Here is a 16,477-nt window from a genome sequence, read left to right as displayed (position 1 = left end):
ATCCCTTGAGTATAGGCTACATATCAGGGCAGGCACTCATGCAAGGGGCAAGAGGGGGAATAAATAATCAGTCTTTAATAAATCGTGAATTCTTGACCGCAACTATCAAGACTGGCGGTTTTTATTGCCCTAATTGCCAGCTTATCTCTTCACCTGCTCGTAACGGTACCAGTCCAGATTCGGGAAAGGGCAATTCATCGGGAATGCGCCAAGGGGTTTTGTTTAATGTGATTTGTTCCGTATTCCGGGGGAGTTGATAGAAATCTGGCCCGTGAAAGCTGGCGAACCCTTCCAGTTGCTCAAGCGCATCGACGCTCTCAAATGCTTCTGCGTACAACTCTAGGGCGTGCAGAGCCGAATAACAACCCGCGCAGCCACAGGAACTTTCTTTGCTGTAGCGAGAATGGGGCGCACTATCAGTCCCTAGAAAAAACTTGGGATTGCCCGATGTTGCCGCTTGCAAAAGTGCCAAACGATGATCCTCTCGTTTCAAAATCGGCAGGCAATAAAAATGGGGACGAATGCCACCGGTAAAGAGAATGTTTCGGCTAAACAATAAATGTTGGGGCGTAATTGTGGCGGCGACGTTGTTGTTAGCAGATAGAACAAACTTGACCGCATCGGCAGTGGTAATGTGTTCAAAGACGACCCGCAGTTTCGGAAATCTGGTTATCAGTGGGATTAATTGCTTCTCAATGAACACTTTCTCGCGATCGAACACATCAATATCACCATCGGTAACTTCTCCGTGCAGTAGTAGCGGCAGCTCCAGCTGCTCCATCGCTGCCAAAACGCGATCACACCTACGAAGGTCCGTCACCCCCAAGTCGGAATTAGTTGTGGCACCGGCCGGGTAGTATTTCACCGCTTTGACAAACTGGGAGGCTTTTGCCGCCATAATTTCTTCGGGACTGGTATTATCGGTGAGATAGAGGGTCATCAATGGCTCGAACTGTTGACCCTCTGGAACTGCGGCTAGGATGCGATCGCGGTAGGCGGCGGCATCGGCCACGGAGCGCACTGGGGGCTTTAAATTCGGCATGATAATGGCACGGGCAAACTGACGCACCGTATGGGGTAGAACCGCTTTCAGTGCCGCACCGTCGCGGAGATGAAGGTGCCAGTCGTCGGGTCGAGTGATTGTGAGTCTTCGCATTGTTCCATCATACAACGGTTAGGAATCCCAGCGCCACAACTAAACACAAGAGAGAAGTCAATCTTCGGTCAAGGAATCAATTCCCTATTTCAGCAGTCAAGTCGGTTTTAACTAATAAGCTGCCGCGCATCTAAATTGGTATAGGTCGATAAGATAAGGCTAGAACTGCGGTATTTATTTCTCTTTTTTTTATAAATTCAATTGGCGTACAAGTGAATTACTTAAGACTAGATATTATTACCAAAAATCTAATCTCTCTTTTAGTTTTTACCTCAGATGTAGCCGATGAAAACATTCAAATAATGACAGGAGTGAGTCAAACTTTACAGTCTAATCCCAATGGTAATAGTCCTAAAAAACTTCTTGTTAATAATAACAATTAAACCATCTTTATTTATAGTAAATTAGTGCCAGAAATAACCAAGATAGAGCAATTTCTTGAATTGCTAATAATTCCACATTAATCAATCCTATCCAAGATTGACTAACGCATCCCCTTGAATATTTTCTTGATCGAGCGGCTTTTCAGTCCCCAAAATCCTTACAATAGGAGATGAAGATAGCCTAAAAAGTTGGAGAATATGAATTATCTCATTGCCGTGTTAGCTGATCGCATACAAGCAGAAGAAGCTGCCGTTGCCCTGGAAAAGGCGGGAATTCCCCAATCTCAAGTGACCATTCTCGGTCGCGGCTATAAAAGTGCTGATGAGTTCGGTTTGATCGATCCCTTCCAACAGGCCAAAAAACGGGCTACTCTCATGGCTTTTTGGTTAATTCCCTTCGGTTTTGCCGGCGGCTACCTTTTTAACCTGATTACGGGATTGCATACCTTTGATTGGGCTGGAGAACCGGGCAATCATATCGTCGGCGGCATTGCCGGGGCGATGGGGGGGGCGATGGGGAGTATTTTTGTCGGTGGTGGCGTGGGTTTATCGTCCGGCAGTGGCGATGCACTTCCTTATCGCAATCGTCTCGGTGCGGGAAAATATATTATTATCGTGCAGGGTTCGGAAAACCTGAAAAATCAAGCGACTCTTATCCTGCGTCAATTTAACCCCGAAAATCTGCAAGGATACGCCCTAGAACGGTGAACGGTTATCGGGAATAAGTTATCGGTCATTTGATTTTTTCCTAAGAATTTTTGATTAATTACCAGAAAACAATGTTACCAAGAGAAGAATTACTAAAGGGTGTTGAAAACCGCGAGGAGATAGCGAAAGTTATTGATAAAGCCGAACAAGCGATTAAGACTTGGGAAGTGACGACTACAGACTTTCTTTCTCCTGCGGTTTTAGCGGAAGTGGAACGAGTTTTTCAGCGTTTAACTGATGTGTCAATGCAAAAATGGGGCGGTTATCCCCAAGCAGAAAGACAGCGCCTCGGTATTGCTAGAGTTGATCTACCTTTGACAGTAACAGATATTCCCCTATCTGCCCTTGATATTGCTGGTAATTTTCTTTTTGATACCGCTAACCATCGGGATTTTTTAGGGGCAATGTTGGGGACGGGTATCGTTCGGGAAAAAGTCGGTGATATAATCGTTTTAGGTGAGCGAGGAGCGCAGGCGATTGTAGTGCCTGAATTGGCAGATTTTTTATCTGCTAATTTGCGACAAGTGCGTTCGGTTCCAGTGAAAACTAGCCTGATTCCTTTGACGGAATTAAAAGTTAGACCACCGCAAAAAAAAGAAATTAATACCGTGGAAGCTTCCTTACGTTTGGATGCGATCGCATCGGCGGGTTTTGGCATTTCTCGCAGTAAAATGGCCGAGGCAATTAGCGCTGGGGATGTGCGAGTTAACTGGAAAGATATCAGTCAATCTAGTTATAACGTTAAAACCGGTGATTTGATTTCTTTTCGGGGAAAAGGTCGTTTAGAAGTGGGTGAGGTTACTGTGACCAAAAAAGAGCGCTATCGGGTTCATTTAACCAGATTTATTTAGTTTTTTCTGTCTCTAGAATTTGTTATTAGACAGATTAATTGCCATGGCTGAGAATTTCGCCTTAATCGTGCAACTGTGTCAAGTGAGTCCCATCGGTAAACTATTACCGGGGGCGCTTTATGTTCATCGAGAAGCATTACATCAACTGGATCCTATCCTCCAGAGTTACGAACAACAAGCAAGAATTAATCAGCATTTATCTGAGGCAACAATAATTAAATTTAGCACCGATAAACCGAAAATATCTTATCTTTTTTATCCCGATTTTGATCGGGAACCTCACCCAGTTTTAACTAAAAGTTTAGTGGTAGATCTGGGGACACTAATCTTAAGTGAATGGAATTATCAAAATGCTGATAATCCGCCTATTTTACACCGAAAAGAAACTTTTGTTACTAGGGACTATCCTTTTTATGAACAATTCGAGCATCTCACAAAAATCGAGAGTGCTTTAGGACTTTTAAACAGTTCTTATCCCATCGGTACTAAACAGGAATGGCAACGACTTTTAAGAAAGCATCACCTTGATTTTGCAGGAGATTATTTAGTTTGTAATTTAGAGGGACAAAGGGAAAAATCGATAATAATTGATCGCCACAAGGCTGCTCTTGTTCGCAAAACCCTTTCTCGTCCAGCAAGATTAGCATTAGCGGCGGGATTATTCCTTCCTGAAACCACTTTTTTTGATTACGGTTGTGGTTATGGAGGTGATATAGAACGCATAGCTGAACAGGGTTATCAAAGTGAAGGTTGGGATCCTTATTATCGTCCCGATAGTCCTTTAATTGAATCTGATATTGTTAATTTAGGCTATGTAATTAATGTTATTGAATCCGCCGAAGAACGGCAGGAAGCTTTATTAAAAGCTTGGCAATTAACCCGTCAAGTTTTAATTGTTTCAGCACAGATTTTAATTGATGATAGCGAACGGGGTTTAATGGCTTATGAAGATGGAATTATAACTCGTCGCAATACCTTTCAAAAATACTATCAACAGGAAGAACTAAAACAGTATATTGATAGCAGTTTAGGGGTTGATTCTATTCCAATAACTTTGGGAATTTATCTAGTTTTTCGAGAGGAAGAAAAAGCGGAAACTTTTCGTTTATCGAGATGTCGTTCCCGCGCCACCACACCTAAAATTAAAACCCATCTCAAACGCTTTGAAGATTACGAAGATCTATTGACTCCCCTAATGGAATTTTATACCCAGCAGGGACGTTTACCCGTCGCAGGAGAATTATTACAAGAGGAAGAAATTAAGGCAGAATTTGGCACTTTTAGACGAGCTTTTCAAGTGATTTTACAAGTAACAGAAGCGGAAGAATGGGAGATAATTGCCGATAAAAGACGCGCAGATCTTTTACTTTATTTAGCTTTAAGTCAATTTAGCCACTGTCCGAAAGTAAGGGAATTATCCCCCGCTACCCGTGCCGATTTTAAAGCTTTATTTGGCAGTTATCGCAATGCTTGCGCTCTAGCAGAAGAAGTGTTAATAAGTGCGGGAAATTTGCCAGCGATCGCTCGTACTTGTGAAAATAGTTCTCTAGGCAAACTTTCCCGTTATTCCCTAACTATTCATATTAGCATTCTGGAAAAATTACCGATGTTATTACGCTTATATGAAGGTTGTGCTAGTCAAACTATCGGACGGTTAGAAAATGCTAACGTTATTCGTTTATCCTTTCGTCAACCCAAAATTTCCTATCTCTATTACCCCAATTTCGATACAGAAATACATCCGATTTTAGCCACTAGCATGGATGTATATTTAGGTTCGGCTGATTTTAGTTTTCGCGATTATCGGGATAGTCCTAATCCGCCAATTCTACACGAAAAAGAGCTTTTAGTAACGGCGGATTATCCCAACTATGATAAATTGGTTCGCTTAACTCAATTAGAAAAGGATTGGGGATTGTTAGAAGATCGAAAAGCGATCGAACGTTTACAGGGTTGGCAAAAATGTTTAGAGGAGCATTGTGCTACAATCAAAGGCTATCAGATTCTGTGGCGAAAAGATGCCGATCCCTATAAAGTTAGGATTTTACGCGCTAAAATTCAGACCAGAAGAAATCAAAATAAGTCTTCCTGAGTAATTAAGTAAAATAGACGAGGTAATTAATTTTATGATGACTACGATTCGGTTACAAGGATTAGAAGATTTCGAGTTAAAAGCTAATGATCCTGAACAAAGAATGTTTATTTCTGGGGTTAATTGGCAACAGTACGAAACCCTCTTAAAACATTTAGAAGATAGTTCCAGTTATCGCATTACTTACTTAGATGGAATGGTAGAAATTATGGCTCCTAGTCGTCGTCACGAAGTTAGCAAAAAAAATATCGGTAGATTGGTAGAAGTTTATTTAGAATATGCTGAAATTGATTTCTGGGGATTAGGTTCCACCACTTTGCGAAAACAGGAAAAAGAAGCGGGAAAAGAACCAGATGAATGTTTTTGTTTATTTATAGAAAAAGAGTTTCCTGATTTGGCGATAGAAATAATCTTAACCAGTGGCAGCTTGAAAGTTTTAGAAGTTTATCAAAGATTGGGAACTCAAGAGGTTTGGTTTTGGCAAGATAATCAGTTAAAAATCTATTCTTTACAAGAGAATGGCGAATATATTTTAATCCCTAAAAGTGCTTTATTACCGGATTTAAATTTAGAATTATTAGCCGAATACGTCAACCATCCTAATCCCCGTCTTGCTGTCAAAGAATTTCGCTTGCGTTTAACAGAAAATTCCCAGTTATCATAACTATTATCTTTCCATGAGTTCTCAAGTAAAATTTAACCTATCTATCCTAGGGATATTTGTATTTTCTCTAGGAATAAGATTCTGGAATCTCAGTCAGTTTAATACTCTTGTTTTCGATGAAGTTTATTATGCTAAATACGGCAATGAATATCTAATCGGTAAAGAATTTTTCCAGTCTCACCCACCATTAAGTCAATATTTAATTGCTATTAGTATCTGGATTGGCTCCCATTTTCCTGCCGATCCTGAAACCATTAATAATTTAACGGGTTCCCTGCGCTCAACTTTTAGTTATCGCTGGTTAAATGCTTTGACTGGTTCTTTTATTCCCCTCATTATCGGCGCAATTGCTTATCAATTAACCCAGAGAAAAACTGTATTTTTAATCACAACTTTTCTCGCCAGTTTAGACGGATTATTTCTGGTGGAATCCCGCTACGCTCTCAATAATATTTACTTAATTTTATTCGGTTTATCTGGACAATTATTTTTTTTATTAGCACTCCAGAAAAATCAGAAACTTAATTGGCTATTATTATCAGGAGTTTCTTTCGGTTTAGCGGCAAATATTAAATGGAATGGCTTAGGATTTTTACTGGGAATATTTATTTTTATCGGTATTGCTTGGTTAATAAAATTATTTAATCAAGAGCAGTCAAAAGATCATCTTTGGACAAAGGCAACTAACCTGAGATTAGAGGACATTTTTATCGCCTTAATTGTCTTTCCTCTTATTACCTATAGTTTGCTGTGGATACCTCATCTTCTCGTCAACCATCAATATAATTTTTGGCAAGTACATCAAGAAATTTGGTCATTTCATCAGAGAATCAAGGGTAATCAATCTGATGTTCATCCCTATTGTTCTCCTTGGTATAGTTGGTTAGTAATGGGGCGACCTGTGGCTTATTATTTTAAGAGAGTAGGTGATAAAATTTATGATGTTCACGCGATGGGAAATTCGTTGTTATGGTGGTTTTCTACGATAGCAATTCTAGTGGTTTTTAGTCGATTATTTAACCGAAAAGAGCGAGTAATTTCTGCCTATCTTATCTGTAACTATATTGCTAATCTGCTGCCCTGGTTAAAAATTAGTCGCTGTACCTTTCTCTATCATTATATGGCTGCCTATAGTTTCACTTGGATTGCTCTAGCTTGGCTCTTAGCCGATGGTTTAGAAAGTTCCAGTCCTATTTATAAAAATGGCTCGCGCTCGCTGATAATTTTGATAACTTTTGCTTTTATTCATTGGCTACCAATTTATTTAGGCATTCCCCTGTCAGTGCGGGATTATTATCTTAGAATGATTTTTCCCAATTGGATTTAGGATGAAATTAGCACCAAAAACTGATACAATAAAATCATGATAAAAAGCGATCGCATGAGTTATGGGTAAACAAAGAATCTTATCTGGTGTGCAACCAACTGGCAATTTACATTTAGGCAATTATCTAGGTGCGATCCGCAATTGGGTGGAGGGACAACAAGACTACGATAATTTCTTTTGTGTGGTCGATTTACACGCGATCACCGTTCCCCATAATCCCGCCACTCTTGCGGAGGATACTTTAGCAATTGCCGCTTTATATTTAGCCTGCGGAATTGATTTAGAATACGCGACTATCTTTGTCCAATCCCACGTTAAAGCTCATACAGAATTAACTTGGTTATTGAATTGTATCACCCCTTTAAATTGGTTAACCGATATGATTCAATTTAAAGAAAAAGCAATTAAACAGGGGGAAAATGTTGGCACGGGGTTACTCGATTATCCCGTACTAATGGCTGCCGATATTCTACTCTACGATGCCGATAAAGTACCCGTGGGAGAAGATCAAAAACAACATTTAGAATTAACCCGCGATATAGCTGTTAGAATTAATCATCTTTTTGGGCAACCGAAACAACCAATTTTAAAACTTCCTGATCCGATGATCCGCAAGGAAGGAGCGCGGGTGATGAGTTTAACCGATGGCCGGAATAAAATGTCTAAATCCGATCCTTCCGAGATGAGTCGGATTAATATTCTCGATAGTCCCGATGTCATTGCCAAGAAAATTAAACGCTGTAAAACCGATCTAGTTAAGGGTTTAACTTTCGATGATCCAGAACGTCCCGAATGCCATAATTTATTAACTCTCTATAGCATTTTATCGGGAAAAAGTCAAGAGGTGGTCGCAGCAGAATGTGCAGATTTAGGTTGGGGACAATTTAAACCGATGTTAACAGAAGTTACCATAGAATCTCTGCAACCTATTCAGGAAAAATACGCCCAAATTAGAGAGGATAAAGATTATTTAGCCACAGTTTTACGGCAAGGTCGTCTCAAAGCAGAAGCGGTGGCCAATCAAACTCTCGATCGAGTCAAAAATGCCATGGGTTATTTACCACCATTTTAGGGATAATTTTCGGGTGCATCTGATAATTATCCAATCTACTCAGTTGAGATTTTTCAAGGAAAACTCGCTGCTTTATCAGTCAATCTTTAACTCTTGGTGGGGTTTTACCCCCCCCATCCAGGGTAAGGGAAGGAGAATGATTACAAAAGTTATTAAATTAAGCACAACTCCAGTGATATTTTGGTAAAATAAGGGCATAATTAAAACTATCAAAATACTTACCTGTCCTTTGAGATTATGGTTGTAGAGTCCCAGCGGAAACAAAAAAAACTATCGTCTAGGGAAGATGAGTCTCGTCCAATTGCCAGCAAGGAACAAAACTCTTATCTAGCAGAGGGAATTGTTGATCATCAATCAACTCAGATTGCTCCTTCCTCCTTACTACAGCCATTTTCTCCAGAGTTAGAAAAAGATAGAGCCAACAAATTTAATTTTCTTAAAGAAATTCTGGTTAGTCATCTTGGTCAACCTTTTTACTCGGACAACGGCTTTATTCTTTATCAAGGAGATGCCACAGACTTTTTGTCTAAACTATCTCATAGTGACATAAAAATTGACCTCACTGTTACATCACCACCTTATAATATTGGCAAAGAATATGAACGAGTTCTTTCAATCAATGACTATGTTGATTGGTGTGCTAATTGGCTGGGGCAAATTTATCAGATTACTCAAGATAACGGTGCTTTTTGGCTAAATGTTGGTTATTTAGAAGTACCAGAAAAGGGATTATGTGTTCCGATTCCCTATCTTCTTTGGGATAAGTCTCCCTTTTATCTTTTACAAGAAATTGTCTGGAAATATGGGGCCGGTGTTTCTACAAAAAATCGTCTTAGTCCTCGCAATGAAAAATGGCTTTTTTATCTCAAAAATTGCCAAGAATATACTTTTAACTTAGATAATATTCGTGACCCTAACGTTAAGTATCCCAATCAAAAGAAAAATGGTAAATATCGTTGTAATCCCCTCGGTAAAAATCCTTCTGATGTGTGGGAAGTTTCTAAAGTCACTACAGGAGAAAAGCGCAGTTCTAAGGAAAGAACCGGACATCCCGCACAATTTCCTTTAGCAATTGTCGAGAGAATTATACAAGCTTCATCTAATCCGGTAGAAATAATTCTTGATCCCTTTGCCGGTTCTTGTTCTACAGGAATAGCGGCCTTGGGATTAGGAAGAATTTTTGTGGGTTTTGAAATTCGACCAGACTATTGCGAGATAGCTGCAGAGAGATTTAAAAGATTTAAAAAAGAAAGAAGCAATACTTATATCCAAGGCTCATTATTCTAGATTTTTCGATACAATTGGAGCAATTTATAGTTTTCTACGTCAGAGGAAAGACGCGATTGTTGACCTGTAGCTGCCTTTTGCCCAATCCAATCCCCAGAATCAATCCAACCGAAACGAATTAGTTTAATCTGAGGATTAGTAGTATTAGAAAACTTCTCAAAGTTAACTGCTAAATAGTATCCAGACTTACCTTTTTTGCTGTTATTAGAATTTTGAGCATAGCTTCTATTGCCATATATATGTCTAGGATCAGAGGAGGTTTTGACTTCAATTGAAAAAAAGTCATCAGGTATATAGACAATATCTTTATCAGATATACTGATATCTCCTCTCCAGAAATCGGGATATTTTGCTTTTAGTTATAAAGGAATTAATTCATGAAGTAGAAAACCCATAATTTGAGGTTTAGGGAAGATATCCCTACCAATTCTAAAACCTTTTGTACCTAACTGAGAATTAAAAATTGATTGCCAAGATGTTAAAACAACATCAACAATTGCATCGGTAGATAGGGGATGTCTTTCCACAAGTCGTTGGGTGATAGATAACCAATTACTAGGAGAGAAATCTGCATAGGGAGAATTCATCTATAGTTTTTTTCCGGCGTTATTAGATACAGTAACTAATATTAACGCAACCACCTCCCCCTATCCCAACACCTAATACTAAATTCTGTATTAAAAACGGATTTGGTATGATTAGCCTTTTTAAACTTGTTTTCGCAGTTTCAATCATTGGCAATGCGATCGCTAATAAAAATAGCAGAGTCCAGCAGTTACCCCAAGACTAAGAATTGTTATCCCCGTGGGAATTTTAAATATCCCCAACTCGGTTACTGATATGTTGTACGATTGTAATAAGAGGATTTTTTTCCTGAAAAATTGTCATATTTGAGGTTTTGATTATGCCTTATACAAATGAAGAAGGTGGACGCTTAAATAATTTCGCCGCCGAACCGAAAGTTTATCAAGCGGATCCGCCGACTAAATCGCAACAACGTAATTATATTTTCTGGGGTGTTGCTGCGATCACACTTGTCGGTGGACTGTTAGCCGTCGCTTTTTACGCATCTCAAGCTGGTTAAAATTTAGTCCCTCGTAGTTGCGATTTAGCCCCTTTCACTCCTATTTAGAGCTAAAATCACAACTACTCCCTATTTTAGGGCTTTTGACCCTGAATTAATGCCACTGCTGACTGAGACTTAGCCGCAGTCCCCTGTTTACCCTGAGATAACGCTAGACGAGCTGCTGCCTCTAAATCAGCGATCGCTTTTTCCCTGTTTCCCAATTTATAATGGGTTAAACCCCGATTGTGGTACGCTTCGGCAAAGTTAGCATTGATTTTCAGACTCTCATCATAGTCCCTTAAAGCCATTTCCTGCTGTCCGGCTCGGTTATAGGCTAGAGCGCGATTATAGAAAATGCGATCCTGTCCTCTAGTTCCCTGTAAACTCAAAGCTTTTGTGTAATCCTCGATCGCTTCTAGGTGTTTACCTAAGTCATCCTTAGCATTACCGCGATAAATAAAGAAATCAGCAAAATTTCCGTTTAAAGCGATCGCTTTTGTGCAATCTTCCACGGCTGCCTCGTATTTTTTCGTCAGATAATGCACATAACAACGATTACCGAGAGCATTAACATAATTGGGGTTGATTGTCAAGGCCTGGGTATAATCTGCGATCGCTCGCTCGTACTGGCCGAGAACTAATTCCGCATAGCCGCGATTATAGTAAGCATCGGCATCCTTCGGTTCTAATTGTAGAGCTTGAGTAAAATCGGCGATCGCCCCTGAGTAATCCCCTGCGGTTAAACGATCCACCCCCCGATTATAAAATTCTACAGCTTTCACGGGGTTAGCGGTAGTTTGAGCGTTTAGGGGAGAGATAGTCAGTAAAAAACTGGCTATAGCGATAATAATTGTCAATTTTTTCTTAATTTTCATAATCCCTTCACCTAAACAATTCAAGGTAAAATTAAACAGCCCTACTTACAGGTCAAAATATCATGATTAAATCTCTTTTGGCGACTTTCCTCCTAATTACCACCCTCCTCTTCACCGGTTGTACAACTCCCATCGCTGGACTGCAAGGATATACCAGTGGCAGCCAAGGCTATCAATTTTTATATCCTAAGGGTTGGACGCAGGTGGATGTGAAAAAAGTTGCGGGAGTAGATGTGGTTTTTCATGACTTGATCGAAACGAGCGAAAATTTAAGCGTTATTATCAACCCCGTCCCCGACAATAAAACTTTAACAGATTTAGGGACCCCCTCGGAAGTTGGCTATCGTCTCCTAAAAAATAACAGTCTTAACCCCAATCTTGATAAGGAAGTAGAATTAATTCGCTCAGAATCCCATCAAATCGACGGACAAGATTATTATATCCTCGAATATCAAGTTAAATTAGCCAACGGCCAAGAACGTCATAATCTGGCCAGCGTCACGGTTAATAATAATAAACTCTATTCTTTTAATCTTTCCACTTCCCAAAAACGTTGGACGCAAATTCAAGAACTCTTTGAAACTATCGTTGATTCTTTCTCGGTTAGTTAGGGAAACTGGCAATAGGCAATAGTAAAATGTAGGGTGCGTTAGACGGCAAAAATTCCTGTTTTGACTTAAAGGTAAAAATCCGTCATAACGCACCACCTATCATCAACTAGGTAGCCAGTTATAATTAAAGATAAAATACTTACTTAATCAGTAATCAGTAATCAGTAAGAAAGTCGTAACTGATAACTGGTAACTGATAACTGATAACTGGTAACTGGTAACTGATAACTGGTAACTGAATATGAGTAACTCGGAAGAAAATAGACTAGATAGAATCGAATCTCTTGCTGAAACTACCCTAACAGAACTACGGGAGATTAAATCAGGACTACAGGAGATTAGATTAGGATTACAGGAGATTAAATTAGGACTACAGGAAACCAATCAGGGATTAAAAGAAACTAGAGCGATCGCTAATTCTAACGCCAAATCGATCGAAGCGTTAACTAATAGTCTTGCTGAGTCTAAAAAAGAATGGGAAAAAGACAGACGGGGACTTTATCAACTGCTAGGACAATTAACTCGATCGATGTCGGATTTTTATGAGGTTCAGTCAGATTTTTACAATCGATTTGACAAAATTGAAGAAAGAGAATCACGCATGGTTGAGATTTTAGATCGTTATTTTCCCCCCGAAAATCCTACAAATTCCTAGCAGAAATAGCTAAAAACCTGATAACTGATGGTGGGTTACGGCAAATAGATAAATTGATAATTTAAGTCTAATAATTTGTCATTGCCTAACCCACCCTACCTAACTATCTCCTATCTTGTTTACTGAAAAAACTTATGTCTATTCCCTTGATTCTTGCTTCCGCTTCTCCTGCGCGTAAAAAACTATTACAAATGGTGGGAATTGATCCGATTGTGCGGGTAAGTAACTTTGATGAATCGACAATTAATGCTGATAATACTCTCCATCTTGTCCAAACTTTAGCCCAATGTAAAGCGCAAACGATCGCCCCCCAATTTGATACAGGATTAATTCTTGGTTGTGATTCCGTCTTAGAAGTAGCGGGGGAAGTCTATGGCAAACCCAAGGATAAATCAGAAGCGATTGATCGTTGGCAAAAAATGCGCGGTCAGGTGGGTACACTCTATACAGGTCATGCTTTAATTGATCGAGTTAATCATCAAACCTTGACTCGTTGTGGGATTACTAAAGTTCACTTTGCCAATATCAGCGATGAAACAATTATTGCCTACGTTAACACCGAAGAACCCCTCAAATGTGCCGGCTGTTTTGCCTTAGAAGGAAAGGGGGGTCTATTCGTGGAAAGATTAGAGGGATGTCACAGTAATGTTATCGGTTTAAGCTTGCCCCTGTTTAGGCAGATGTTAACGGATTTTGGCTACCAAATCACTGACTTTTGGTGATCTTTTTGCCGATAATTTCCCCAAATTTATTGGCAAAAGGGCTTGACAAATTCTCAGATTTGTGTTAACTTTTTATTATAGTGGGAATCCGTGTCGCCCTGCGAACCCCTCTTTTTTCTATCCGATAGCCCCAAAATTTTTAACCCTTTCCTTTTCACTTTTTCCCGAAAAAACTATGTCTTGCTTGCGCGTGGGAATTGCCGGTCCGGTGGGTTCAGGAAAAACAGCCCTGCTCGATGCCTTGTGTAAGAATTTGCGGGATCAATATCCGATCGCCGTAGTCACCAATGACATTTATACTCAAGAAGATGCCCAATTTTTAGTGCGATCGCAAGCTTTAGCTCCAGAAAGAATTTTAGGAGTAGAAACGGGAGGATGTCCCCATACAGCTATTCGCGAGGATGCCTCAATTAACTTAGTTGCCATTGAACAGTTAGAGAGAAAATTTGCTAACTTAAAGCTAATTTTTCTGGAAAGTGGTGGTGACAATTTAGCGGCAACCTTTAGCCCGGAATTAGTAGATTTAACCATCTATGTGATTGACGTGGCAGCCGGGGATAAAATCCCTCGCAAAGGAGGACCTGGTATCACCAAATCGGATTTATTGGTAATCAATAAAATAGATTTAGCCCCGATGGTGGGGGCAGATTTAGGGGTGATGGATAGAGATGCCAAAAAGATGCGCGGGGATAAACCCTTTATCTTCACCAACTTAAAAACACGGGAAGGATTAGAGCGAGTGATTGCCTTTATCGAAAAGAATTTATACTAAGCTATTACTAGGAATAAAAAAGAGAGCGCCAGAAAAATTTAGGTAAAGCTAACATTCTTTTCCAGCGCCAAGGTTCCTGATAGAGTCGATACAACCACTCTAAATTATTGTCACAGAAAAAGCGAGGGGCGCGGATTTTTGTCCCGGACCAGATATCAAAACTACCCCCCACACCTACCCAGATAGCTTGGGGACAGAGATGGCGATGTTCCCTAATCCAATATTCTTGTCGGGGTACTCCTAAACCAACTAAAATTAACCGCGGTTGTTGATCTTTTAATACCTCGATCCAATCGGACATTTCCTGGGAGGATAGATAACCGTGGTTAGACAGAATACGGATATTAGGTATCTTTTTTTGCCAATTACTTGCCGCTTGTTCAGTAATCCCCGGTTTACCACCAAAAAAAGCAATAGGAAAACTTTCTCCCTGCATTCCTAACTCAGTAATTAAGGATTCTGATAATTCAATACCGGGGCAGCGGGGTTGTTTTTTACCCCTTAATTTTAAGTAAATAACAATCCCCGCGCCGTCGGGAATAACTAAATCTGCTTCTCGAATAACTTGGGCAACTTTAGCATCATTTTCCCCTAACATTGCCATTTCTGCATTAAGAGTGACAACGTGGGAACCAAAACCTTGATAGAGGCGATCGATTAACCAACGACTGTAGTTATCGAGGAGATGAACCGGTAAACCAAGAACAGAATATTTGGGGGGAGTTTCTAACATATAAGTCATCTTGATTTAGTTGTCATTTTATCGAGAAATTGGCACAAAATCTACCCCAAAACTAGAACGAGAACCGGGTTTAACTACCACTAATTGCACGGATTGATTGCGATCGCCAGAGGGTAAAAATCGCACGGGATTAGTCGCCCCGGGTACAGAAAAATCACTGCTTCTTAACGCCTGTTGAACTCCCTCTCGGCTAGATTCTGCCTTAATGCCAGCGATCATAATTCCAGCGATTAAAGCCTGGGTAGCGTCATAGGCGGTGGCAGTGCGCCAATTTACGTCTCCTTGCCACAATTGGCGGGATTTATTCACAAAAGGACTGTTCGGATTAGCCGCCAAATGCCAAGCGACAGCGACAATCATGCCCAGGGCATTTTTTCCGCCTACATCCAGAGTTTTGGGGCTATAAACGTCATCACCCGCCACAATCGGTAATTTTTGGCCATTGATCTGAACCACCTGCAAAGCCTTATCTAGGGTACCACTATCCCCAAGAAGGGCGATGAGATTTGCTCCCTCCTGTTGAGCTTGTTGGAGGCTTTTAGAAGGGGTAAAAGTGAGGGAAGATAGATCAAATTCACTCACCACTTGACCTCCTCCTAATCCTAAAGCGGTGGTAAATTCAGATTTTAGGGATTGACTATAACCACTTTGGGAGTTAAAAAATACCACTGCCTTGACGTTAGGAATTTTTTGCAAACTAGATTCGGCTAATGCTCGTGCTGCCACAAAATCACTGGGAACAGAACGAAAGATATAGTCACCAAAATTGGAGAGTTTAACTGAGGTACTGATGGGGGAAATCATTACTAATCCCGCTTTTTGATAGATAGCAGCCGCCGCTAAAGAGGTGTCACTGCTAGTGTGTCCTACTACTCCTAAAATGCTGTTGTCAGCCGCTAATTTTTGGGCAATTTGAGCAGCAATTTCGGGATTATCAGCATCATCAGCAATGAGAACTTTTAAAGGAATGCCATTAATTCCTCCGCTTTGATTGATTTGATTTTGAGATTGGGCAACTCCTCGTAAAACTTCTAGGGCGGTGTTGACATTGCTACCAATTGGCACGGAAACGGCGATAGTATAGGACTTAGCTTCACCAATACGGGCGTTATTTAAGTAGATGAGAGCTTCAGGATCATTTTGATTAGCTCGCAGGGATTTTTCTAGGAGATAAACTGCTTGCTGAAAGTCTCCTTTTCCGAGTGCCTGTATAGCAGCTTGTTTGTCAGAAGCAGCCCCTTCAACTATTAATAAGTTTTCACCTTGACTAAATCTTGCTTGTGGCGATACCGATTTTTGCTCTGGTGATATTTTCTCGATTTCAGAAAGATTGGTTGGGTTATTTGATCCTTGAAAACGATTGTATAACCACCAACTACCAGCCCCAAAAAATATTAGGGTAATCAGCAGGGATAAAAGCAGGGTAACTGTATCATTTTTCTGGCTCATGGGCTGATAACTAAGATTAAATTAATGGTTTAATCGAGATTGATA

At 40.2% G+C, this 16,477-nt stretch carries 16 protein-coding genes and 1 pseudogene; 12 read left to right on the top strand and 5 right to left on the bottom strand.

The annotated features are described in order from the left end of the window. Positions 1–121: 121 nt before the first annotated feature. Positions 122–1,156 (bottom strand): dihydroorotase, encoded by a 1,035-nt coding sequence (gene pyrC / locus PN470_RS05000; RefSeq protein ID WP_002775509.1) that lies wholly within the window; start codon positions 1,154–1,156, stop codon positions 122–124. 581 nt (positions 1,157–1,737) lie between these two features. Between pyrC and PN470_RS04995 the strand changes: the two genes are divergently transcribed. The 7 genes from PN470_RS04995 (at position 1,738) to PN470_RS04965 (ending at position 9,540) form a co-directional block, all read left to right on the top strand. Beyond that, complete coding sequence (locus tag PN470_RS04995) at positions 1,738–2,247, top strand: hypothetical protein (protein ID WP_002740417.1); 510 nt, start codon at positions 1,738–1,740, stop codon at positions 2,245–2,247. Between the two features lie 71 nt (positions 2,248–2,318). Continuing rightward, on the top strand, positions 2,319–3,098 hold the full coding sequence (locus PN470_RS04990) for a photosystem II S4 domain protein (RefSeq protein WP_004158156.1): 780 nt from the start codon (positions 2,319–2,321) through the stop codon (positions 3,096–3,098). A 43-nt stretch (positions 3,099–3,141) separates the two neighbouring features. Then, entirely contained in the window at positions 3,142–5,190 is a 2,049-nt protein-coding gene (locus PN470_RS04985) for a DNA phosphorothioation-associated putative methyltransferase (protein WP_271937427.1), read from the top strand. Between the two features lie 34 nt (positions 5,191–5,224). After that, positions 5,225–5,854 carry a Uma2 family endonuclease gene (locus tag PN470_RS04980; protein WP_002759010.1) on the top strand — a complete coding sequence of 210 codons (630 nt, stop codon included), beginning with the start codon at positions 5,225–5,227 and terminating at the stop codon, positions 5,852–5,854. Between the two features lie 13 nt (positions 5,855–5,867). Beyond that, on the top strand, positions 5,868–7,181 hold the full coding sequence (locus PN470_RS04975; protein ID WP_271937425.1) for a dolichyl-phosphate-mannose--protein mannosyltransferase: 1,314 nt from the start codon (positions 5,868–5,870) through the stop codon (positions 7,179–7,181). A gap of 61 nt (positions 7,182–7,242) precedes the next feature. Beyond that, on the top strand, positions 7,243–8,253 hold the full coding sequence (gene trpS / locus PN470_RS04970) for a tryptophan--tRNA ligase (protein WP_103111167.1): 1,011 nt from the start codon (positions 7,243–7,245) through the stop codon (positions 8,251–8,253). 237 nt (positions 8,254–8,490) lie between these two features. Then, positions 8,491–9,540: a DNA-methyltransferase gene (locus PN470_RS04965; RefSeq protein ID WP_271937421.1), complete on the top strand. Its 1,050-nt coding sequence runs from the start codon at positions 8,491–8,493 to the stop codon at positions 9,538–9,540. On the opposite strand, the pseudogene PN470_RS04960 reads toward PN470_RS04965, so the two are convergent. Then, positions 9,537–10,127 (bottom strand): annotated as a pseudogene (locus PN470_RS04960) (ScaI family restriction endonuclease). The gene PN470_RS04965 and the pseudogene PN470_RS04960 overlap by 4 nt on opposite strands. A gap of 317 nt (positions 10,128–10,444) precedes the next feature. On the opposite strand from PN470_RS04960, the gene psb34 reads away from it, so the two are divergent. Continuing rightward, positions 10,445–10,624, top strand: a complete 180-nt coding sequence (psb34, locus tag PN470_RS04955; protein WP_002740432.1) for a photosystem II assembly protein Psb34 — start codon at positions 10,445–10,447, stop codon at positions 10,622–10,624. 74 nt (positions 10,625–10,698) lie between these two features. Here the strand turns inward: psb34 and PN470_RS04950 are convergent, their stop codons facing one another. Then, the gene (locus tag PN470_RS04950) at positions 10,699–11,481 is read right to left on the bottom strand and encodes a tetratricopeptide repeat protein (RefSeq protein WP_271937419.1); all 783 of its coding nucleotides are present in this window, start codon (positions 11,479–11,481) and stop codon (positions 10,699–10,701) included. Between the two features lie 62 nt (positions 11,482–11,543). Between PN470_RS04950 and psbP the strand changes: the two genes are divergently transcribed. From psbP to ureG, 4 genes are all read left to right on the top strand, one after another. Further along, positions 11,544–12,092: a photosystem II reaction center PsbP gene (psbP, locus tag PN470_RS04945; protein ID WP_002801162.1), complete on the top strand. Its 549-nt coding sequence runs from the start codon at positions 11,544–11,546 to the stop codon at positions 12,090–12,092. A 241-nt stretch (positions 12,093–12,333) separates the two neighbouring features. Beyond that, entirely contained in the window at positions 12,334–12,747 is a 414-nt protein-coding gene (locus tag PN470_RS04940) for a hypothetical protein (RefSeq protein WP_271937416.1), read from the top strand. Between the two features lie 134 nt (positions 12,748–12,881). Further along, the gene (locus PN470_RS04935) at positions 12,882–13,469 is read left to right on the top strand and encodes a Maf family protein (protein ID WP_271937414.1); all 588 of its coding nucleotides are present in this window, start codon (positions 12,882–12,884) and stop codon (positions 13,467–13,469) included. A gap of 175 nt (positions 13,470–13,644) precedes the next feature. Continuing rightward, a complete protein-coding gene (gene ureG, locus PN470_RS04930; protein ID WP_004158168.1) occupies positions 13,645–14,241 on the top strand; it encodes an urease accessory protein UreG in 597 nt (198 codons plus the stop codon). Positions 14,242–14,248: 7 nt separating this feature from the next. On the opposite strand, the gene PN470_RS04925 is transcribed toward ureG, so the two are convergent. Beyond that, complete coding sequence (locus tag PN470_RS04925; protein WP_271937465.1) at positions 14,249–14,974, bottom strand: WecB/TagA/CpsF family glycosyltransferase; 726 nt, start codon at positions 14,972–14,974, stop codon at positions 14,249–14,251. 27 nt (positions 14,975–15,001) lie between these two features. Then, positions 15,002–16,432, bottom strand: coding sequence for an ABC transporter substrate-binding protein (locus tag PN470_RS04920; protein ID WP_271937412.1), 1,431 nt, complete (start codon positions 16,430–16,432; stop codon positions 15,002–15,004). Positions 16,433–16,477 lie beyond the last annotated feature (45 nt).

The organism is Microcystis sp. CS-574 (assembly GCF_028329095.1).
Taxonomy (GTDB): Bacteria; Cyanobacteriota; Cyanobacteriia; order Cyanobacteriales; family Microcystaceae; genus Microcystis; species Microcystis ichthyoblabe_A.
This window is presented reverse-complemented; position numbering and strand designations above follow the sequence as displayed.